At 51.4% G+C, this 21,639-nt stretch carries 18 protein-coding genes; 3 read left to right on the forward strand and 15 right to left on the reverse strand.

The window, feature by feature from the left end:
• Positions 1-61: 61 nt before the first annotated feature.
• The 7 genes from NST23_RS20320 to NST23_RS20350 form a co-directional block, all read right to left on the reverse strand.
• Positions 62-1,129 carry a glycosyl hydrolase family 18 protein gene (locus NST23_RS20320; RefSeq protein WP_173599137.1) on the reverse strand — a complete coding sequence of 356 codons (1,068 nt, stop codon included), beginning with the start codon at positions 1,127-1,129 and terminating at the stop codon, positions 62-64.
• A 34-nt stretch (positions 1,130-1,163) separates the two neighbouring features.
• The gene (locus NST23_RS20325) at positions 1,164-2,927 is read right to left on the reverse strand and encodes a polysaccharide deacetylase (protein WP_340964459.1); all 1,764 of its coding nucleotides are present in this window, start codon (positions 2,925-2,927) and stop codon (positions 1,164-1,166) included.
• 45 nt (positions 2,928-2,972) lie between these two features.
• Entirely contained in the window at positions 2,973-4,835 is a 1,863-nt protein-coding gene (locus tag NST23_RS20330) for a glycosyltransferase (protein WP_122963923.1), read from the reverse strand.
• Between the two features lie 20 nt (positions 4,836-4,855).
• A complete protein-coding gene (locus NST23_RS20335) occupies positions 4,856-6,169 on the reverse strand; it encodes a nucleotide sugar dehydrogenase (RefSeq protein WP_280648732.1) in 1,314 nt (437 codons plus the stop codon).
• Between the two features lie 26 nt (positions 6,170-6,195).
• Positions 6,196-7,653: a polysaccharide deacetylase family protein gene (locus tag NST23_RS20340; RefSeq protein WP_122963921.1), complete on the reverse strand. Its 1,458-nt coding sequence runs from the start codon at positions 7,651-7,653 to the stop codon at positions 6,196-6,198.
• A 115-nt stretch (positions 7,654-7,768) separates the two neighbouring features.
• Entirely contained in the window at positions 7,769-9,214 is a 1,446-nt protein-coding gene (locus NST23_RS20345; RefSeq protein WP_370641107.1) for a polysaccharide deacetylase family protein, read from the reverse strand.
• A gap of 396 nt (positions 9,215-9,610) precedes the next feature.
• Positions 9,611-10,111: a C40 family peptidase gene (locus tag NST23_RS20350; RefSeq protein WP_122963919.1), complete on the reverse strand. Its 501-nt coding sequence runs from the start codon at positions 10,109-10,111 to the stop codon at positions 9,611-9,613.
• Positions 10,112-10,564: 453 nt separating this feature from the next.
• On the opposite strand from NST23_RS20350, the gene trmB reads away from it, so the two are divergent.
• Together trmB and NST23_RS20360 are read left to right on the forward strand one after the other, a co-directional pair.
• Entirely contained in the window at positions 10,565-11,209 is a 645-nt protein-coding gene (gene trmB, locus NST23_RS20355; RefSeq protein WP_122963918.1) for a tRNA (guanosine(46)-N7)-methyltransferase TrmB, read from the forward strand.
• Between the two features lie 115 nt (positions 11,210-11,324).
• Positions 11,325-12,806: a sensor domain-containing diguanylate cyclase gene (locus NST23_RS20360; RefSeq protein WP_340964463.1), complete on the forward strand. Its 1,482-nt coding sequence runs from the start codon at positions 11,325-11,327 to the stop codon at positions 12,804-12,806.
• A 21-nt stretch (positions 12,807-12,827) separates the two neighbouring features.
• On the opposite strand, the gene NST23_RS20365 is transcribed toward NST23_RS20360, so the two are convergent.
• The 3 genes from NST23_RS20365 to NST23_RS20375 all read right to left on the reverse strand — a co-directional run bounded on the left by NST23_RS20365 (position 12,828) and on the right by NST23_RS20375 (position 16,583).
• Positions 12,828-13,547 (reverse strand): response regulator, encoded by a 720-nt coding sequence (locus tag NST23_RS20365; protein WP_280648773.1) that lies wholly within the window; start codon positions 13,545-13,547, stop codon positions 12,828-12,830.
• A gap of 38 nt (positions 13,548-13,585) precedes the next feature.
• A complete protein-coding gene (locus NST23_RS20370; protein WP_281868143.1) occupies positions 13,586-15,172 on the reverse strand; it encodes an ATP-binding protein in 1,587 nt (528 codons plus the stop codon).
• Positions 15,173-15,272: 100 nt separating this feature from the next.
• On the reverse strand, positions 15,273-16,583 hold the full coding sequence (locus NST23_RS20375; RefSeq protein WP_340964466.1) for a CitMHS family transporter: 1,311 nt from the start codon (positions 16,581-16,583) through the stop codon (positions 15,273-15,275).
• Between the two features lie 228 nt (positions 16,584-16,811).
• On the opposite strand from NST23_RS20375, the gene NST23_RS20380 reads away from it, so the two are divergent.
• Positions 16,812-17,024 carry a hypothetical protein gene (locus tag NST23_RS20380; RefSeq protein ID WP_340964469.1) on the forward strand — a complete coding sequence of 71 codons (213 nt, stop codon included), beginning with the start codon at positions 16,812-16,814 and terminating at the stop codon, positions 17,022-17,024.
• A 124-nt stretch (positions 17,025-17,148) separates the two neighbouring features.
• On the opposite strand, the gene NST23_RS20385 is transcribed toward NST23_RS20380, so the two are convergent.
• The 5 genes from NST23_RS20385 to NST23_RS20405 all read right to left on the reverse strand — a co-directional run bounded on the left by NST23_RS20385 (position 17,149) and on the right by NST23_RS20405 (position 21,598).
• Positions 17,149-18,015, reverse strand: coding sequence for an ABC transporter permease (locus NST23_RS20385; protein ID WP_063228018.1), 867 nt, complete (start codon positions 18,013-18,015; stop codon positions 17,149-17,151).
• Positions 17,987-18,949, reverse strand: a complete 963-nt coding sequence (locus tag NST23_RS20390; protein ID WP_242774879.1) for an ABC transporter ATP-binding protein — start codon at positions 18,947-18,949, stop codon at positions 17,987-17,989. The genes NST23_RS20385 and NST23_RS20390 overlap by 29 nt, the downstream gene beginning before the upstream one ends.
• A 115-nt stretch (positions 18,950-19,064) precedes the next feature.
• Positions 19,065-20,243 (reverse strand): anti-sigma factor family protein, encoded by a 1,179-nt coding sequence (locus NST23_RS20395; protein ID WP_173596843.1) that lies wholly within the window; start codon positions 20,241-20,243, stop codon positions 19,065-19,067.
• Entirely contained in the window at positions 20,240-20,788 is a 549-nt protein-coding gene (locus NST23_RS20400) for an RNA polymerase sigma factor SigX (RefSeq protein WP_122963911.1), read from the reverse strand. The genes NST23_RS20395 and NST23_RS20400 overlap by 4 nt, the downstream gene beginning before the upstream one ends.
• 108 nt (positions 20,789-20,896) lie before the next feature.
• On the reverse strand, positions 20,897-21,598 hold the full coding sequence (locus NST23_RS20405; RefSeq protein ID WP_122963910.1) for an AAA family ATPase: 702 nt from the start codon (positions 21,596-21,598) through the stop codon (positions 20,897-20,899).
• Between the last annotated feature and the right edge of the window lie 41 nt (positions 21,599-21,639).

Genomic DNA, 21,639 nt, shown 5'->3' on the forward strand with positions numbered 1-21,639 from the left:
AGAGAAAAGCCCCCTTCCCTCTGGCCTAGAAGTAATGGCCGCAAAGGAAGGGGGCTTCTTCTTATTCATTCATGAACGAAACACTTGCCGGACTCAAATCACCCAGGCGCCACAAAGCGAGCTTGTGGTAGCCTTCACTGGCAATGACTTGCGACCAGGTTTGCAATGTCGTCTCGTCGGCATACCAAACCGTGTGCTTCTGTTTTTGCTCGTCTACGTACTGGAAATAAAGGCTGCCACTCGCCTCGTCACGCTGCGGTTGCGCCATATTGACTTTCGCCAAATACACGGCTTGCTGCTCCGTTACCTGGACCGCCTTGCCCGAAGCTGTCCAGTCAAACCCGCCAGACGCAATAGCGATTACCTTTTCTCCCGGCACGACCTTCATGCGGGTTGCCAGTTCTTTGATGAACGCCCGGTCCGCTTTCGGTCCTGGCCCGGTCGAGGTTCCGTACAGGTTGTATGCCATCATCACATAGACGGGGCCTTTGGGCAGCGCGAGTGTTTCAATCGGCGTCCGCGGCTCCAGCACCACCCGGAGGGTCTTTTCTTTTGCCTGAAGGCGCTTATGCAGTTCCTGGATAAACAGCAGCATGTTCTGCCAGTCTTTGTCCGCAACCCGTTCGTAGTCGATCTCCACCCCATGGAACTGGTACGTCGTTACCGCCTCCATGATCTGGTCGATGTGCTTCGTCCGGCTTTGCGGCGTCGCCATCAGCCGCGTTACGATCGCCGGGTCCTTTTGGCTGTCCGTGCCATTCTTGCGCTTCTGATCGTTCACGATCGTCAAATCCACATGGACGAGACTGCTTTTTCGCGAGATTTCCTGGACTTTGGGCAACCCCTCTTTGAACATATCGGTAAACAGCAGTTGATCCGCTTCGTCAAAATAGGCAGCAAACATCTGCACACTGGTCAAACCGTTCGTCATGCCTTGCAAATCCGCGGAGCCGTCCATCCATTGCCAGTCCGTGACCCAGGCTGTCTTCTCCATCGGCTGTTCTGCCGCCTCCACACTTTTCCACGAATCGGAAGTGCTTCCCAAGATATCGCAGCCTCCGAGTAACGTCCCAATAGCACTGAGGCATACTGCGAGAACAATCGTCTGTTTTTTGAACCGCTTCTTCATCGTCACCTGACCTGGTTCCCCTTTTCCTTCTATGTTAGAACGTTTCGATGACCCAGTCGATGGCAGCATGGAACGCTTTCTCCGATACGTGCACCACTTCATCCCAGCCCGAATACGAATTTTTGAACAGGATAGCATCGCTCGCCTCGCCATTGGTCGGAACAAACACGCTCATGTCCGTAAAAATCGCATCGTAAATGTCATCTTTTTTGTTTTGCTTGCTGTACTGGGCTTCCAGTGCCAAGCCGCCTTTCTCCATGGTAGCATCTATTTGCTGTTTGTCTATCAGCAGCTGTTTGTCCACAGCCACAGATAACTGATTGTCCCGGAGAGTGATGTCAAGCAGCCTAGATTGTTGAATATTGATCGGGTATCCCTCGTCTTCCTTGGGAGCACCCGCTTCCGTCTGGGCCTTGCTGTAGACGGTCGCCTTGTCGTACGCCAAATCTTCCGGCTTCCATTGTACCTCGCCGAGCTTGGTCTTGGACAGCTCTTTTACAGCGCCGCCAGGCTTTTTCTCTTCGAGCTTGAGTTCATTGTTTTCCAAAGTCAGGCGAATGAACGCGTTTTTCTTGCGGTCATAGCGCAAATAAATCGCTTGCTTGCCGACGACGTTGCCTTCGAGCTTTGCTGTAAAGCCCACATCTTTGTAGTTTTCGCTGTCGCGCAAATAAATCTGGCCGTTCTCGCTCGGCGGGGAAGTCAAAATCAGTCGGTTGTCCTTAAATTCCTCCGCCCCGCTCATGCGCTCCCATTGTTTCGCCTGGTTCTCGTCTCCCAGCACGAATTTCATCTTTTGCTGCGTATCCTTCTGAATTTTCATCAGCAAATGATTGGTCGACCAATAAGGGGCAGGCTGCACGCGAGTCAAGTTGTACAAGCTCTCGTCACGCGAATTGTACACGTTGCCTTCCCGGTTGAAATGCATCGCGAACAGCTTGCGGATGTTCGCATCATTGACATCGGAAACGAGCCGATTCATCCCTTGATAGAGCGTATTGGCGTGCATGATCATGTACACGCGCGGGACAGACCCGAGCTGCTCGGTGTAAATATCTTTCATCAACTGATAGTCGTGGGTAATCCGTTCTTCCATCTGCGTCCGATTCTCCACCGGAATCATGTCCTGATCGCGGATGAAGTCCATCAAAAAATGGTTGTAATACTCCACGTGGTTTTTCGTAGGCAACTGGTTTTCGTCTCTCACGCCGATAAACGTGCCGTCCCGGTCAAAAATATTGATGTAGGTCAGCCGATAACCGTTTGTGCCCATTTCCCAGAAGCCTTTTTCCTGCATGCGCAGCAAATCTTTGGGCTGGAGAAACTTGTTGTCGCTGTTGCCCATCTTGTTGGCGTACGTCAGCGCAGTTGCCTTGTAGTTGTACTTTTCCAGAAGCGGCTGAGCAAACAAATGAGAGTCGTTTCGCCCATCTTCAAAAGCGAGAAACAAAGCTTTGTCTGGCAGCGGCTTGTTTTTTTGGTAAAAATCCAGAACATCTTGTTGCGAAATCGTCACGTAGCCTTGCTTGCGGAGCGCCTTCAGATGTTCATCCAGCAGCTCTTTGGCAATCAGCTTCGGTGTGCCGTTGCGCCCGACGCCAAAGTAGGAAAGGGCAATGAATCCTTTTTGATTTTGCCACTGTGTCGTATCTGCCTGCACGTATTGTTTCGTATCGAAAACAGCTTGATAGACAATCATGCCGACAAGCAGCAAAATCGCAAATTGCCAGACAGTGCGAATCTTTTTTCGGCGATCCTTCTTTTTGTAATCCAGGGCGGCACTACGCTTTCCTCTCATCTCATCCCCCCCTTGCTCTCGAAATCTCCCACGCAGCAACTGTGTTTAAAACGGCAAGCTGAATCCTTTTTTGCCTTTTTGTTTTCGGGCTTCTTTTTTCAATTTCGCCTCAATGTCTTGCGGTGTCTCCCGTGTGCCCCAGGTCGATTTCCAGAACGTCACCCAGGCGACAGGCATTTGCCAAAGCAAGACAAATTCGTAGAACACGCAAAAAACAAACCCGAACACCCACAGCTTGCTCCTGCGGAACAGCAAATGAGCCAGACTCATCAGCATCGCCATCAGCAAAAGCCCCATCAAAAACGTTCCGGGGAACACGTGATGGACGAGCGGAACGTATCCGAGGTTGTACAACACGATGACAGGTGCTGCAATCGGAACAATCAGGCCAATGTAAAAGAACAGCGCCATGAACGGCTCTTTTTTCCAGATGAACATGCTGGCCCGCAGCGATTCACGCAGCCACGAACGCTTCCAGCGCATTTGCTGCTTCAAGAACACGCTCATCTTCGACGGCACAATCGTCGAACAGATGGCCGAATCCTGGTAAGAGGTTCGATGTGTCTGCAAAATGTAGTTGGTCATGCTTCGGTCGTCGCCAAAAGTCGCAGGCTGACCGAGAAACTTCTGACTCAGCCAGGCATCGGAATGCTTGGTGATCAAATCTTTGCGATAGCACGACAGCGGCCCGGACAAGCACGTCACGCTGTCGAACCAGGCTTCTGCCGCTTTCATGATGCGAAAAGCGATATAGTACCGAACCGTTTGCAGCTTCGTAATCGAGTTCGTGTATTTGTTCTCCACGTCTGTCCGCCCGGCTACGCCGCCCATTTTCGGGTCCTGAAAAGGCTGAACCAGATGGCGGATCGCGGTCGGCTCCAGGAAGCTGTCCGAGTCCACAAACACGACCAGATCGTGCTTCGCCATCTCCACGCCTTTAACCAGAGCGACGCGCTTCCCGCCATTTTCGGGCAGGACATGCATGCGCACCCTTTCTCTCGTCATGAAGCGGTCGGCCTCGTTATGGATCATCTCGATGACTTTCTCGATCTGCTCCACCGAGCGGTCCGTCGAGCGATCATCGACCACGATTACTTCCAGTTTGTCGATCGGGTAGTTTTGATTGACACAACTCAAAATCGTGCGGTGAATCCATTCCTCTTCGTTAAAGCACGGGATGATGATCGAAACTCCCGGCGTAAAGTCCGGATTGATCGGCACATCCCGGTACAGGGCGCCAAAAAAGTAGCGGGTCAGCAAAAAAGCCGCCGCGATCAAGCTGTACATGTACAAAAGAATGTTGTACTGGAAGTAAATCACGCTCTCCGCGCGCATGAGCATGATGAAAATCGTCGAGAACAACAGCATGGCGCTGGAGCCGTAAATGGCGTAGCCCCATCGTTTTCTTTGCAGATATTCTGTCAGCGGCTTGGCAAATTCAAACGCCACCATCAGCTTCTCCTGCTCATCCTCGGTCTTCGTAAAGTTTCGGACGACCTTCGCCTCTAACTTGACGGATGATTCAAATCCTTCCGGCATCGTGCCTGGAGGAATATCGCAATGAATCGAAACCGTTTTTCCCACAAACAGCCGCTCTTGGGCAGCTGGCCCAAATTCGCACAAAAGACCTGTTGTGGAAATATCGACTGCGCGCCCCTTGAACGCGCTTTTTTTCTGTTTCTTGCGCGTGTAGACCACGACATCAAAATTGGCCATGTAACGCAGGCTCAGCATCCGCAACCTGTCCAGGTAAGCTGGATCATCCTGAGCCACATCCGCAGCCTGTCCTCTTCGATCTGCCTGTGTCCGAATATTTTCTGGGTCTGGAACATTGGAGAGGAGTCGCCGATCCGCTCGAGAAACCGTCAGCACTTCATCTGTATTTTTCTTTTTCTTTTTGAATATCACTGTCGCTTCTCCACTCCCTCTTACAAGCTCCAGTAATGGTAACCCTTATTCACAAAATCGGCTTTTTGATAAACTCCTTTGATATCGAAAATCATTTTTGTCTGACCGCTTCCGTACATGGCATCGAAGTCGTCCACGCTCATGCTGGCAAAAAAGGCGTGCGGAACCGCTACGATCACCACGTCCAATTCTTTCAGCGCATCCGGGTGGGAAAGCTCGATCCGGTATTCCTCGTACGCCAGTCTGGGATCAGCCAGCGGATCGACGACAAGCGGCACAATCCCGTACTCGTGAAGCTCGGAAACAATGTCCACTACTTTCGAGTTGCGAATATCCGGGCAGTTTTCCTTGTAGGCCAAGCCCATGATGCCGATTTTCACGTTTTTGACGTCCAGCTTCATCCGTACAACCGACTTGATGATTTGTTCCGCGATGTATTTGCCCATCCCGTCATTGATGTGGCGACCCGCCAAAATGATTTTGGAATGGTACCCGCTGTCTTCTGCCTTGTAGGTCAAGTAATACGGATCGATGCCGATACAGTGCCCTCCTACCAGACCGGGTGTGAACGGCAAAAAGTTCCACTTCGTCCGGGCAGCCTGCAGCACAGCCTTCGTATCGATGCCCATCTGATGAAACAGCATCGCAAGCTCATTCATGAACGCAATATTGATGTCGCGCTGGGCATTTTCAATGACCTTGGCTGCTTCGGCGACCTTGATGCTCTCCGCCCGATACACGCCCGCCTCCACAACCAGCCCGTACACCCGCGCCACCGTATCCAATGTTTGTTCGTCCATGCCTGATACAATCTTCACGATCGATTCAAAACGGTGCACGTCATCGCCCGGATTGATGCGCTCCGGCGAATAGCCGACTGTGAAATCCTCTCCACAGCGCATGTTCGATTCGCTTTCCAGTATCGGGATGCATATTTCCTCGGTCACTCCCGGATACACGGTCGATTCGAAGACGACAACCGATCCTTTTGGCATATGTTTCGCTACCGTCCGCGTCGCCGCCTGTACGTAGTGCAGATCTGGCACATTGCCGCTCTTGATCGGCGTCGGCACGGCGACGATGAAAAACCGCGCTTCCGACAGTCTTGTTTCATCTGACGTAAAGTCAATCGTACTGGCTCGCAGCCGCTCCTCGTCCATGCTTCCATCCGGGCATAGCCCGTTTTGGTAATTGTCCACTTTGACGCGATTGACATCAAAACCGATTACAGACACTTTTTCTGCCAACGCAACTGCTACTGGTAACCCTACATATCCGAGTCCGACGACAGCAATTTTTTCCCGGCGCTCTACAATTGCGTCAAACAGATCCATGATGTTTCTTCCTCTCTCATTGTCGATTACGAACCAAACATTTCTGACATTTTCACAAACGTATAGCCTTTCTCTTGCAGCTTCTCAATGATGGTTGGCAACGCGTCTACGGTTTTTATGTCATCGAGCATGTGCAGCAGGATCACACTGCCATTTTTTGTTTTCTCGATGACGATGTTTGCAATTTCGTCCGCCGTCTTTGTTTTCATGTAATCGGAAGGATCTACATCAAAGTTCGTAATGGTATGGTAACCAGTCGCTGAAATAGCTTTTAATGTATTGTCATTAATGGCTCCGGTCGGTGGTCGGAAGTACATGGTCGGCTTTTGCTGAATCGCGCCTGTAATGATCTGATGCGCTTTGACGATTTCTTCCTGCATCTGAGCCACTGTGATTTTGGTCAAAACGGGATGAGAGTACGTGTGGTTCGCCACATCGTGTCCTGCTTCATATATCGCTCTGGCGAGGTTCGGATTTTTTGCCACCCCGTCGGCCCGCAAGAAGAACGAAGCTTTAATCTGGTACTTGTCCAATGTGTCCAAAATTTTTGTGACAGTAGCATCGCTTCCCCAGTCGTCAAAAGACAGGGCGATCTGCGGCTTGTCTGACTCGTCTCTTTGTACATATCGATAAGTAACATTTTGAACATCCAAATTGATTTTCGCAGCGTCATAGCCTTCAATTTGCTCAGCTGGCTTTCTCTCTTGGCTGCCTGCAATCAAGTCTTTCAAAGGAACAAAGCGATATCCGGCATCGTTTGCTGCCCGCGCCAAAAGAGCAACATTCTCGGCGAGTTGCTTGCTCTCAACGGTGTCCATGGTTATGATCCCGCCACGATTGATGTATTTTCTGACGTAGCGCATTTTTTGTTCTTCTGTCTCTTTTTCCCAGTTATGCAAAAACAGGCTGGTGGAGATAACAGCTTCATGGCCTGCGCCCGCTGCGGCCAACAAAATGTCATCGGTATAGGTCGCCGATTTTGTTCGCACGTAACGTGTTTTAATCCCTGCCTTCTTCTCAATGACATCTTTGGCCAGCTTGATCTCGGAGCTGATCTTGTCATAGGGAAGCTTGCTCAGATCGAGCAGATTCAGTGTATTGTTCTCGACCTCATGGCCGCGGGCAGCGATTTCTTTTGCCAGATTCGGCTCCTCGGCTACACGCATGCCAGGCAAAAAGAAAGTCGCCTTGATCTGCTGCTTGTCCAGTGCATCGAGCAGTTGTTTCATCTTCTTGCTGTCAGCCATCCCGTTAAAGGTAAGAGCCAGTTCTCGCTTGGTCGTATAGACGAAAGGAATGCCCTTGCTTTTTTCTCCTGTATAGCGAATGATCTTTTGAGTCGTTTTGGTTTTTTGCGCAGCGTAGCCAAATGGCTGGCCCCGATCGTGCAGCGGAGCGCATCCTGCTAACACGGCAATCGCAAGCATCGCCATGGCTATGGAAAACAAGAATGATTTTTGGTTTCTTCCTATCTTTTTGGGCATGTCTTTTCTCCTTTTCTCCCGATATACGCAAAGAAAATTCCTCGACTACAGTCCTTCATACTACTCCTTATGAAAGAAAACAGCTATAGTCAATTCCAGGCAGTTTTCCCGCGTTTTACTTTGGAACCATGTCAGCCATTTTGACGAATTTGAAGCCTTTCTGTTTCAGCTTTTCCAAGGCAACAGGCAGCGCTTCAACTGTATGTATGTTGTCGAGCATATGAAGCAAAATGACGCTGCCGTTTTTCGTCTTGGTCATGATTCCGTTGACGATATCATCGGCGCTGTGTCTGGCATCCCAGTCCAGCATCGTCACGTCGTACATCGCGATGTTTTTGTATCCGACTGCCGAGATCAATCGGGCTGTCTCGTCGTTAACGACTCCTGTCGGTGGACGAAACAGCATCACAGGCTGCTGCTGAATCGCATCTGTAATGACACGGTGCGCTTTCACCAAGTCTTCTTGCAACTCCTGCGGCGAAATCGTCGTGACGACCGGATGGCTGTAACTGTGGTTCGCCACGTCGTGCCCGCCTTCCACCATCGCCCGCGCCAGGTTGGGGTTGTCCTCTACCCCTTTTGCCCGCAGGAAAAAGGTCGCGACGACATCGTGCTCTTCCAAAATATCGAGAATCTTCGTAACCGTCTTGTCGCTGCCCCAGTCGTCAAAAGTCAGGGCAATTTTCGGTTCGTTCGTCTCCATCTGATAGATGAGGTGATAGGTGGCATTTTTCGTGTCGGGATTAATTTTTGCCGCATCATAGCCAGGAATTTGTTCCAGCGGCTTGCGCTCTCCTCCGTTTTTCACAAGCTCCCCCAGCGGAACGAGCTTGTAGCCGATGTCATTGGCCGCTTTCGCAATATAGGAGATGGCGGGAATCACTTCGGGATTGATGTCTGTATTCATCGTAATAATCCCGCCCCTGGTCATGAACCTCTCCACGTACTCGCCAATCGCCTTTGCATCCTTTTTCATGTCCCGGTCTTTCGGATTGATGCTGTAGCTGACTACGCCTTTCATTCCCAACGCAGCCGCAGCCAGACGGACATTATCGGTAACATCCCCCGATTTGGTGCGCACATAGCTTGGAGTGACTCCGGTCTGCTTTTTGATTACGTCGTTGCCAAGCTGAATCTCTTTGTAGATTTGCTCATAGCTGAGTTGGGCATCGTCCAAGTGATTCAGCGTGTTGTTCTCGATTTCATGCCCTCGCTTGAGGATTTCCTTGGCGATCTCCGGCTCTTCCGCAACCCGCATCCCCGGGAGAAAAAAGGTCGCTTTGATCTGGTACTTGTCCAGCTCGTCCAGCAGCTTCTTCATGGTTGCGTCATCCCCCATCCCGTTGAAGGTCAGGGTCAGTTCTTTCTTTGCTGTATATACAAAAGGAATGACTTTGCTCTTCTCACCGTTGCTCGCGGGAATCGTTTGAGTCGTATTCGCTTTCGGAACGTTGTTTGCTTCTTCAACCCCAAACTGGCAGCCGACAAGCAAAGAGCTTGCAATCATCCATGCACTCCACGGCAGAACCCGCCGTTTGCGTGGCGTACGCGTAGTAACCATCAAGTTTCCTTTCCCCTTGTCATAAAATATGTACAAGAATGACAATATAGGTAATTTTACCTATGAAAAAAGTTCCAGAAAAGCAGTTTTCTTTCTAATTTCGCACTATACACTACTTTTAAAGAGGTAGTAAAGCCCTAAATTCCACACTTTCCCTGCGTATGCCTGTGTTCATTTTACATAAACGGCTTATGAATGAACAACATACATATTGTAGTTTACCATAAACATTATCAGTCACTTTTCTACCATTTTCGCACGTATACAAAAAGAACGATCCACAAAGGATCGTTCCGAGAAGCATTGCGGCTTGTTCTTTTCCAAAATTTGCTTGCGCTTTTCTCGCAACAATCTGCGCTGCGAGACGTATTACTAAGTAAGAGAACAAAGAATCAGCTACAGAACACGTCGCGCAGAAACGAAGCGCTTCTCCCAGGACGTTCCTTTAAATGCGGTAAAGGTCACACCCGGTTGCCCGTAGGTATGTAGAATCTTGTTGTTTCCCGCATAAATAGCAACGTGAGTAATCCGCTTGGACTTCGTCGTCGTGCTCGCCTTGAAAAATACCAAATCCCCTTTTTTCAGGTTGGCCTTGGACACACTCACGCCTTTTTTCGCCTGGTCACGCGAGGTACGTGGCAAGCTTTTGCCTACTGCTACACGGAATACGCGCTGCGTGAAAGAAGAGCAGTCAAAAACAGCTGTTGTCGAGCTCTTTGCACCAAATTTATAGGGGGTCCCCAGATATTTTTTACCTGTGCTGATGACTTTGTCTGCCTTCGCTTGCGTCCAGGCTGCGTGAGCTACATTTTGCTCTCCTGGCATTGGCAGTGCAATCGCTGTTACTCCTAAAGTCAATCCCATTACGATTCCGATGAGGGTTTTTCGCAATTTCATGTTGTTCATCCTCCCTTTTGACAGAACGCGCTTCTACGAGATGGTTTCGGTAGAAGCTTTATTTATGCAAAGTTTGGGTGACCTCTCACTTGTTCTCTACTTTACCAAAGCTGTCGCGCTGTGAAATTACCAAAAACTTGGCAGAAACCGATTGAACAAATGGATGTGATTTCCGCTTGACGCCCTCAAGCCCGCTGTAACAGGCATTCCTTAAATTTTCAGTTTATTTTCATGCCAAAATGTTCCTCCGGTTTTGTCCAATTGTATCCAGTGCGATTCGCCGATTGTCCGCATCATATGCGACTTATGACCTATACCCACTTGCAAAAAATCCCTTTTCGCGCTATTTTCACGCGGGCAAAAATGGTTTCTTCCTTCTCTCTCTTCTCTATGCTTGCAACCTGTTGAGAGTCATCGTAAAGTAGATAGGAGTTCGTTTTGAAGGAGGAACATATGCGACTGCGTAACATCCCAGGCGCCGAAGCGGCCCTGCGTGAATATCCGACATTTGTAGACAGCCCGCTTTCCTATAAAGGAAGATGGAAGGAACGCTTCGGAAATGACCATCCGATCCACGTGGAGATCGGCTGTGGAAAGGGACGCTTCATTAATACACTGGCAAAGCGTCACCCTGATACGAATTTCATTGCGGTTGAACTGAAAGCAGAGGTTGTTTTGCGGGCCTTGCAGCGAACCGAGTACGAGACGATTCCGAATCTGGCATTTATCCAGTTCGACGCCTCCAAGATCAGTGAACTGTTCGCCGATCATGAAATTGCCCGGATTTATTTGAATTTCAGCGATCCGTGGCCAAAAGCGCGCCATGCCAAGCGCCGCCTCACCTACGCCAGCTTCCTGAACAACTATCGCCAGGTGCTCACCCAAGACGGCGAAATTCATATGAAGACCGACAACGAAAAGCTGTTTGAGTTCTCCCTCAATCAATTCGCTGCCGAGCGCTTTCAGATGAAGAACATCACCTTTGATCTTCACCAATCGAAACTCGCAGAAGAAAACGTGATGACCGAGTACGAAGAGCGCTTTTCTTCCAGAGGACAGCGGATCTACCGGGTAGAAGCCAGCTGCTTGATAAAGTAAGCGAAGCGCAACGCTTTTACAAGTAAATGACTCCCACGCGAACACGCTATGGATACAGCTCGTGCTTGCGTGGGGTTTTTTCGATCTTTCAAGCAAAGGATTGGGAGAAAAGCATATGAATCGCTACGATGATGCCTTTCACGAATGGAATAACAGCCTTTTGTTCGCGCGGTTACGGATGACCTCGATATTCTTGCTTTTGTGCTATCCCGTCTTTCTGTACGTCGATCTCGTCCTGCTTAAAGACGTCGGCAATCCGCTGTTTCTTTACACGCTTACTTCTATACATACATCAGGCTTTATCGCCTCCTTGATTCTCGTCTTCATCTATCAAAAGTTTCAGAAGAGCGAAAGCTTCATGCGCTCCTCCTGGCCGCACTCTCTGATCATTTTGTTCGTGGCGGGCTACGTCCTAGCAAGCGCTCTGTCGTCTTTGAACAGCCACAGACTCTCGGGAAATATTGACGCCTACGTCGTCGTGCTCATCGGGGTTGCAGCCGTCTTTCCGCTGCGCCCGCGGTACTTCGCCTATATTCTTGTGCCTTGTCACTTGCTGTTTCTGTATGTGTTGGCGCAAATTCCCCAGGATGATTTCTCGCTTCACGCCAAACAGATCAATACGAGCATGACGGTGTGCATCTCCTTTTTCATCGTGCTTGCTTTCCATTCTTATAGAAAAAAAGAGTTCAACTACAAACGTGAGCAAAAGGAATCAGCGGAAAATTTGCGCAAATTGTTTGACATCAATCCGTACCCGCTGCTTCTCTCCCGTCTCTCTGACGGGCGCATTTTGCTGATGAACGAGCGCGCCCAAAAAGAATGGCCCTGCACAGCAGGTGACGAAGAACGTTACGACACGAGCTATGTTTTTCAGGACGCAGCAGATCGCCAGGAAGTCGTCGAGCAACTGCGCAAAACAGGCAGCATCAAAAACCACGTGCTCCAGCAAAAAAGCGCGCCGGGCTTTACCCGTTGGGCCATGGTTCACTATGAAGTGATCGAGTACGACAATATCCCGTGCATTTTATCCGGGATGACAGACATCACCGAGTTGAAAAAAGTAGAAAGCGAGCTGGCAAAGCACGCTTCGATCGACTTGCTGACTGGTCAGTTGAATCGCCGGAGCGGGATCGAAGCCCTGCAACAGCTCGTCGCTGAATCCCGCAGCTCCTGGATTTCATGCACGATTTGCTTCGTCGACATCAACAATCTCAAGCAAGTAAACGACCAGTACGGACACCGGGAGGGCGACGCGCTGATCACGACGGTGTGCGATGTGATCAGAGGCGTCATCTGCGCTGACGACATTTTGTTTCGCTACGGCGGTGACGAGTTCATCATCCTCTTTACCGGCAAGTCGCAAGAAGCAGTCGATGCGCTTTGGGACGTCATCTGGCAGCAGTTTTTGGCGATCAATGCCGCCCAGAAAAAGCCGTATCTCATTACGGCGAGCCACGGACTGTTTTATTTCTGCTCTGGTATGGATGTAACGATCGAGGACATGATCGAGCAAGCTGATGCAGCCATGTACAAAGAAAAAACCAGACGGAAAAAGGAGCTGTCCGACATGGTCGGCGGCGCTCATCCGCTGGTTTAATCCTGAAAAGCCGCTAGTTGTTCAGTTGCCGTCTTTTCGCCTGCTCACCATTCTGTACACACGTTCTGGCCGTCCAACCACGCCGTAGGAAAGGTCAGCGACGGCTTCGCCAATAGCAACCAGATACTCCAAATAGCGACGGGCCGTTGAACGGCTGATGCCCGTTTCTTTGCTGACCAGCTCGGTAGTAGCTTCTTGTGTTTGCATCAGATAACCGGATATTTTGTCCAGTGTAATCTGATCAATCCCTTTGACGGCTCTTCCTTCCGCTGGTTTTTTGCTGCTTGTCCGGGAAATCAGCTCATCAATCTGGGCCTGGCTGATTTGTTCCCTGTCCTGTTTCCACTCCCGCACTTTTTGCCTGAACTCCTGGTAGCTCTGCAAAGTCTGTTGCAGGCGGGCAAAAATCAGCGGCTTGGTGATGAAATCAAAGACGCCGTAGCGTATCGCTTCTACGACGGTATCCACCTCTTTGGCTGCTGTTAGCATGATGCAGTCGCACGCGGGAAACTGCTCCTTGATCACAGACAAGAAATCCAGTCCGTCCATGTCCGGAAAATAAATGTCCAACAGCACCAAATCGGGCTGAAGCAGCTCCAGCTGATCCCTGGCTTCCTGGGCATTGGTCGCAATGCCGACAACCTCGTACCCTTCCACCTTTTCCACAAAGCGACGATTTACTTCGGCAATCCTCAAATCGTCCTCTACAATCAAAACCCGTATTGCGCTTTTTCCCGCCATGCTCTTCAATACAGCTCTCCCTCCTTCATCTGCGACGTTCAAACCTCTTTCGGCAGCGTCACCGTAAAAATAGTTCCGCCCGCCGGATTACCTGTATGCGTAATATTGCCATGCAGCTTGGAAACCGCTTGTTGCACCAGATGCAGGCCGTACCCGTGATTCGGCTGCTGCTTGGTAGAAAAGCCAAGCTCGAATACCCGCTCGGCATGTTCCCGCGAGATGCCTGGGCCGCGATCTTCTACTTCGATCAACAGCACCTCTTCCATATCGAGCAAAAAGATCGTGATCTCCTGGGCAAAAGCGCCCGGTGCCCAGACGGCATCCATCGCATTATCGAGCAAATTTCCCAAAATGACAATCAGTTGGGCGCGATCAATAGCCGCTGGAATTTCGCGGAAGTTGCTTTCCGGATCGATTTTCAGCTCAATTTTGCGCTCATTGGCCTGATTCAGCTTGCCGAGCAAAAGTCCGGCGATCAGCGGGTCTGGCACCTCTTGCAAAATGAATCGCGTATGGCTGACGTGTGCATCCAGCTCGGACGAGATAAACTGGATCGCTTCCTGATACGACTCCAGCTGGATCAAACCGGAGATCAGGTGCAGCTTGTTGGAATACTCGTGCGTTTGCGAGCGGAGCACTTCAGCATATTCCTTTACCCTGGACAGCTCCTGTGTCACCTCGAACAATTCCGAACGGTTGCGGAAGCTGGCGACAGCGCCCGTGATCTGGTTGTTCGCATCCTTGATCGGCACGCGGTTGACAATCAGCACCTGCTCGTTCACCAGCGCTTCGCGGTCAAACTCGGCTTCCCCCGTCTCGATTACCTCCGTGAGACCAAGCGCGTGCACCAGGTCGTCCTGCTTCTCTGTCAAACAATCGCGCTCCTTTTCCTGCTTTTGGCCGAGCAGTCGTTGCGCCGTCTGATTGGCAAGCGTGATCGCCCCTGTCTCGTTGACCGCCACAATGCCTTCGCGAATCGATTCAAGCACAGCCTGGTTCTCCTGATACAACCGTCCGATGCTCGCTGGCTCCAAGCCGAAAATCGCTTTTTTGACATTCCGGGCAAGCAGCATCGTGCACACGACGCCCAAAAGCAGCGTGATGATCCCGACAAGCACAATCCGGTCGCGGTACGCTTCAATCGTCTCATTAATATCCGCAAACAAAAATCCGACAGATACGACTCCTATCACTTGCCCTGCTTCATTATAGATCGGCGTTTTTCCCCTGAGGCCAGGCCCCAGCGATCCGACCGTTTCCGAGATGATCGAGTTTCCTTCGAACACCGTTTCGTTATCGCCCCCGACCATCGGCTTGCCGATTTCATCCGGGTCTGGATGGGAGTAGCGAATCCCTTGCAAATTGCCAACTGTAATAAAAGCGGCGTTCGTGCTTACCCGGATTTTTTCCGCAATCGGATTGATGATTTTGGCCGGGTCCTCTGTGTAAAACGCCTGCTTGATTTCCTCCATTTGCGCCACGGTTTTCGCCGTGTCCAACGCCCGTCTGCCAATCTCTTTTTCCAGGGCATCCGCGAGCATCAGCTCAAACGTAATCCCCAAAATCACGATGACACCTAGCAGGAGCGAACAGATGATCAACATCAGCTTGCTGTGAAAACGCACGTTCCTCCCCCCTTCTTCTCATTGTAACCCAATTTTGCGTCCAACTGAAAAAGAGGCCCTTCGCCCGGCCTCTTTTTCCCGCAAGTTCGCAAGTTCTCTGCTACAACGTGAGCACTCCCGTAAGCAACGCGACAACGATCATGACAAGCGAAGTGCCGAATGCCCATTTCATGATAAAGCGCTGCGTCTGCGCGTAGTCCACGCCAACCATCCCCAGCAGCAAATATTGAGCGGCAAACAGCGGACTCAAAACGTGCAAGGGCTGGCCGAGAATCGACGCCCGCCCGATCTCTGCCGGATCGACTCCATACGCTGCTGCCGCATTTGCCAAAATCGGCACCACGCCGAAATAATAGGCGTCGTTGGACATGAAATACGTAAAAGGCATGCTGGTCAAAGCGACCAATACAGGCATGTGCGAGCCAAGCGAGTCCGGCAGCCAGGAGACAACCGTATTCGACATGGCGTCAATCATTTTTGTCTCGGTCAAAATGCCTGTAAAAATTCCGGCAGCGAAGACCATCGAGACAGTCGCGAGAGCGTTGCCCGCGTGCGCTGCGATCCGCTCCTTCTGGTCTTCCATTTTGGGATAGTTGATCAACAGCGCGATGGCAAACGCGATCATGAACAAGATGGGCAAAGGCAAAAAGCTGGTGATAAGTCCGAGCATCAGCGCAACGGTCAGCAGCAGATTAAACCAGAGCAGCTGTGGACGCTTGCTCGCAGTTGCTTCATGAGCCGCCGCCAACTCGGCTTGTGCTGGCGACGATGCGCGAGATGCACCGCCAAGCTCGATAATCCCCAGCCGTTTCCGTTCTGCTTTGCCCAATATACAGGCGACGAAAATGACCCAAGCGATCCCGGCAGCCATGGCAGGAATGAGCGGGGTAAACAGCTCGGATGCGTCCAGTCCCAACACACTCATCGCTCTCGCAGTCGGACCGCCCCACGGCGCCATGTTCATGACGCCCAGCGCAAGCATCGGAATGACCGCCAAAATCATCGGTTTGATCCCCATTCGTTGATACAGCGGCAACATGGCCGTGACCGTAATCATGTAAGTCGTCGTACCGTCTCCGTCCAATGCGACCAGACTGGCCAGAATCGCCGTACCGACGACGATTTTCAGCGGATCGCCCTTGACGATCTGCAATATTTTCGCAATCAGCGGATCAAACAAGCCAGCATCCATCATGATTCCGAAGTACAGGATGGCAAACAGCAGCATGATTCCCGTAGGCGCAATCTGCTTGATACCGGCAAGCATCATCGTGCCAAGCTGATCCGCAAAGCCGCCAAGCAAAGCAAACACAACAGGAACCATAATAAGTGCAACCAAAGCCGAAAGTCGCTTCGACATGATCAAATACATGAAAACGGCTACCATTAAAAAGCCAAGCCATGACAGCATACCTTTTTCCTCCTTGGGAGAATGCGCTTACAACAACGTGTACGAATGCGCTTTCATTTGCTGCTGTCATTATAGCAATGTTCGTAAAAATCCGAATACAATTCGCGCATAAACAGTTTTACCCGCATTTTTGTCATAAACGTCATAAAATTCACGATACGCCTGTCTGCTTATTCGTTTAAATGGTACAATAGTTGACAACCTATATTTTTCCAAGCGGAGGTTTGCATGCTCGATTTCGGAATCGCATCCATCCCACTGTTCATCATGCTTTTGTTTTACGGCCTGATCATTTATTTGCTCATTAGCCTGATCCGGTTCATGAACAACAAAATTGCCCTCGACCAAGAACGAAATGAAAAGCTGGACCAATTGATCCAGCTTCTACAAAAAAGCGAACAAAAAGAACCAGCCGTTCCCCCGCAGTCCGACCAACCCTAACATACGCTAACCAAACGGTCATGACCGTCCTGTTGACGGCAAGCAACCACATCCCATTTCATGAAAAAAGCCCGAGTCCGTCTCTTCACGGCTCGGGCTGCTATTATTTTCATCTTTGTGCGATCTACACATCCCGCTTTCCAAACAACCGGACAGCCAGCGCCAGCGTCGCCGCGCCGTAAAACAGCGTGTAGAAAAACATCAACTGGCTTGGCGGAGACGTGGTGCCAAATATCCCCTGGGAAGCAAACGAAATCGGGTCCTCCGCTGCCTCGAAAAGCGCGACCGTCGATTGTCTGAACAGCGAATCGGTAGGAAACAACAAGCTGGATATAATCCCGATGTTGATCAGTGCGTTCTCCCCCAAAATCGACCCGATCTGCTCGACAAACCCGCCGATGAAGCTGATTCCGTACAAAATGATCAGGATGATGCCGCCTGTTACCGTCGTCGTGATGCTGCTGAGCAGCAAGGAGACACAGACGAGAATCACTGGCATCAGGATAAAATACCCGAGCGAAGTCCCTATTTGCTGCGCACTCACGTCAACCGCCAGCATGCCTCCGCCAACCCATTGATTGATCCCGAGAATGCCGAGAAACATCAGGAGCGCATAGAGGACAAGCATGCTCGTCAATCCGCCGAACTTCCCCAGGACGTATCGGTGGCGCGGCAACGCCCGGGCCAGCCACGTATCAATCTGATGGCTCTCGACTTCGTGGGCAATACTGCCGACACTGCTCAGGATCGCGAGCAGCGCCGTAATGAACGAACCAAAGTACAGGCCCATGCCGAGCAGTTGCGTGGAGAAAAAGTTTTTTTGCAGCAGCATGTCACTTGCCCTGCCACCCCATGACTCGTTCATTTCCCGCGCCGCATACCAGGTCGCTACGCCAAACAGCAACAGGAAAGCCAGCGACATCAATATCGTAATCGTAAAAATCCGCTTGGAGATCATCTCCCTATACGTGATTTTCATGATCGGCCACATGTGCTTCCCCCTCCTTCTTTTGCACCCAGTACAAAAATACTTCCTCCAGCGATTGCTGCTTTTGCACAACCTCATGTACCGCCGCGCCTCGGCCAACCAGCGCCTGCAAAAGAGCCGGAACCCGGTTGTCCTGATCCAGAGTCAAAAGCCACGTGGCACGAGAAGCAGCTTCCCTGAGCAATCTGCTCTCTGTCACGAATGCCGGAAGCTCCTCCCCCGCCGAAAAACTCGCCGCTTCCACCGTAAGCTCCACCTGCGGGGCAACGCTGCTCAGCTTGCGCCAATCTCCATGCACGACCAGCTCGCTGCGGTGAATAATCCCTACATAGTTGCAGACGCTCTCCATCTCGCTCAGCAAATGGCTGTTGAGAAAAATCGTTTTTCCTTGATCGCGGAGCCTGGTAATCAACTCGCGCACTTCTTTTCGTCCAATCGGGTCCAGCGCCGAGGTCGGCTCATCCAAAAAAATCAGCTCGGGATCGGACAAGAGCGCACAAGCGATTCCGATGCGCTGCTGCATACCTTTGGAATAGCCGCGAATGCGCTCGCGCTCACGCCCTGCCATCCCTACCTGCTCCAGTACATCCCGGATGACCGCTCTGCCCTGGGAACGGGACAATCCGCACAGCTGGGCGTGGTGCTCCAGGAGCTGTTGGCCCGTCAGCCAATCGGGGTAGCGAAACAGCTCCGGCAAATACCCGACCTTTTGCCGCGATTCCACCGTGCCGATCGGATGCCCAAGCATGACGGCCTTGCCCGCTGTCGGGTGCAGCAGACCGAGCATCGTTCTGACAAACGTGCTTTTCCCCGCGCCATTTTGCCCGAGAAATCCAAACACACTGCCACGCGGCACTTGCAAAGTGATGTTTTTGCAGCCCGCCTTGCCGTTGTACTGCTTGGACAAATCCCAGGTCTCGATTACGTAATTGGACATCTCATGCCTCCTAAAACTTGAAACTTGAAACTTTAGCGGAAAACGGGACAAAGCAGAGCCTCCCCTACAGGAAAACTCTGCCATTCCGCTTTATATTTCGCTTTATGCTGCTTCTTTAGTTCAGCTGTTTTGCCAAAGCCAGAAGTTCTTCTCCACGCTTTTCGCTGCCATCCAAAATGTGGATTTTCCCGTCTTTTTGCCAAACGAGATGCGTATTGTACTCGCTTGTGAGCAGCATGCCCTCTTCGCCGTTCACTTTGACTTCTTTCATGTCGCTTTTGCCGTCCGCCATGTACGGAACAGGAATCGTATGTTTCCAGTCTTTGATGTCAAGCATTTGCTTTTTCACTTGCTCCGGGATGAACGGCAGAGCCAGCATCGTCTCGCGCAGCTTTTCCAGATCTACGCCATCGGGAGCTTTCAGCTCAGGCGCGTCCACAATCGTGTAGGAATAGCTCTCTTTTCCGGTGCCGATATATGTTGTTTGCATTTTCGGCACTTCCAGCGAGATGCGCTTGCCATTCAGCTCGTCGTCGAAGCGAGCATCGATTTGCAGTTGGGCAAGCAGCTTGTTTGCCCGCTCGGTGTCGATTTCGAGATGCATGCGATACGGCGAGGTAACTTCTACCCCTTCCACAGCCATGTCGGCAGGCACTGACGGCAGCTTGACTCCCGCTTTTTCCGCAGCTTCCCGGTTGTTGTAGTAGTGGTTACGGCTTTCCTGTTTGTTGTCATCCATTCCGTCGATTTCGATCTTTCCGATTCCTTTCAGATCGATCTCCCCGGCTTTGCCGCTTGCCATCCAGTTTTCCACTTCTTGCAAGTCTTCTTGCGTCACTTTGACAAATTCGACTTTGCTCATGCGAAACATGGACAAAAAGTCATTAGCCGCCGCCTGTACTTGCGGAAAAGACAGAGACACGGCGACCACAGCTGCTGCCGATGCCGCTGTTACCCAGCGTTTCGTCGATTTGTTCATTTCGTTCCAGCTCCTTTTTGCTTTGCGCTCTTTGTGGTGATTCCACTCACGCAACTGATTGCTCTTGTTTGCCTTTCCTACTGTTTGCGAAAACCGCTGCCAAGCTGCGTCCGTGTTCACTTTCGCCTGATCGGCACGGGCGAATACGTCTGCTTCGATCTGTTCCCGCGACCAGACGTCCAAAGCCATCAGCTCATCCAGGCGAGCGCGGCATTGCTCGCACTCCGTCAGGTGACTGCGGAACTGCTCGCTCTCCCGGGCTTCGCACTCTCCATCCAGAAAAGCCTGGATAAAGCCCGTATCTGCACATTTCATCCCTCTTCCCCCCTGATCCGCTCGTATAGCCTGCGAAATTTGTTTTTCGCTCGCGCCAAAATCGTTCCGACAGATTGAACCGGAGTTCCAGTCGCTTTTGCCAGCTCGGCGTAGGGAAAGCCGGAGTATTTCATGACCAGCAAAGTACGCTCACGCTCATCCAGCTCGTCCAGCACCTCTTGCACGTGGCTGATCGCTTCTTTTTCCAGCCATGCTTCCTCGGATGACGGCGTGGTGTGCGCCTGATCCGCAGTAGTGCGCTCCTGCCTATCCTGCCTGCGCTTCTCTGATCGCAAATAGTTGCAGGCTGCATAGAGTGCCGCTTTGGATAGCCAAGCCGGGATATTCTCTACAGTGGAGCGATCTGTATCGTAAAAGGAGAGAAACACTTCCTGAGCGACATCTTCTGCTGCTTGCTGCTCGCGGACAATCCGCATCGCCTGCCGGACAACGAACGGGTAGTAAGCGGTAAACAGATCGTGAAACGAGTCTGCATCGTCTTGCACCCGCGTCTGGTTCATCGCCAGTTTTGCCTGCACCTCCATCACGTCTCCTCCTTCCTGCAAAGGCCGCTGACTCAGCTTCTATCGCGTTCTACACCTTATAGAAACCGCCGGGACCTTTTTTGTGACAGGATATTTTTAAAAAAATCGTTATTCGTCTAAAAAAGCAGCCGGCTTCTCCAAAAACCGCCGGGTCAGTTGGTAGTGCTCCGTCTCCTGATACCGCACTTCCTGCACAGGCGATTCGTCAAAGCTGAAGATTTTCGCTCCGGGAAAGCCCATCAAAATCGGGGAATGAGTCGCGATCACAAACTGCGCGCCCTCTGCCACCAGTTCGCGCATCAAAAACAAGAAGGCCAGTTGACGTTTGGGCGACAGGGCCGCCTCAGGTTCGTCCAGCAAGTAAATGCCTTTGCTGTTGAAGCGGTTGGTGAACAGCGACATGAACGCTTCCCCGTGCGATTGCGCGTGCAGCGACCTCCCGCCGTAACTGCCGCTGCCGCCGATCGAGTCGATGTGGCTGGCAAACTGGTAAAAGCTCTCGGCCCGCAAGAAAAAACCGTTCGTCTGCTTCGGAAGCCAGGAAAGCCGGATATAGTCGCCCAGACTCGCTTCGGACTTGTGGACGTCATAATAATTGTTGCGCGATCCGCCAGCCGTATGAAAGCCGCACTGATACGCGACGGCTTCGAGCATCGTCGACTTGCCCGAACCGTTTTCCCCGACCAAAAAAGTCACGCTCGTGTCCAGCTCGATCGCCTCCAAATTTCGCAGCGACGGCAGGTCAAACGGATACCGCCCCGCCTCGGGAAACTTCTCGCGTAACAGCTTGATCGTCCGTAAATAAACCATTATTTTCCCCTCCACACTCACTTTTTTGCCGAGCCACGCCG

It is taken from the genome of Brevibacillus sp. FSL K6-0770 (assembly GCF_038000275.1).
GTDB lineage: Bacteria > Bacillota > Bacilli > Brevibacillales > Brevibacillaceae > Brevibacillus > Brevibacillus parabrevis.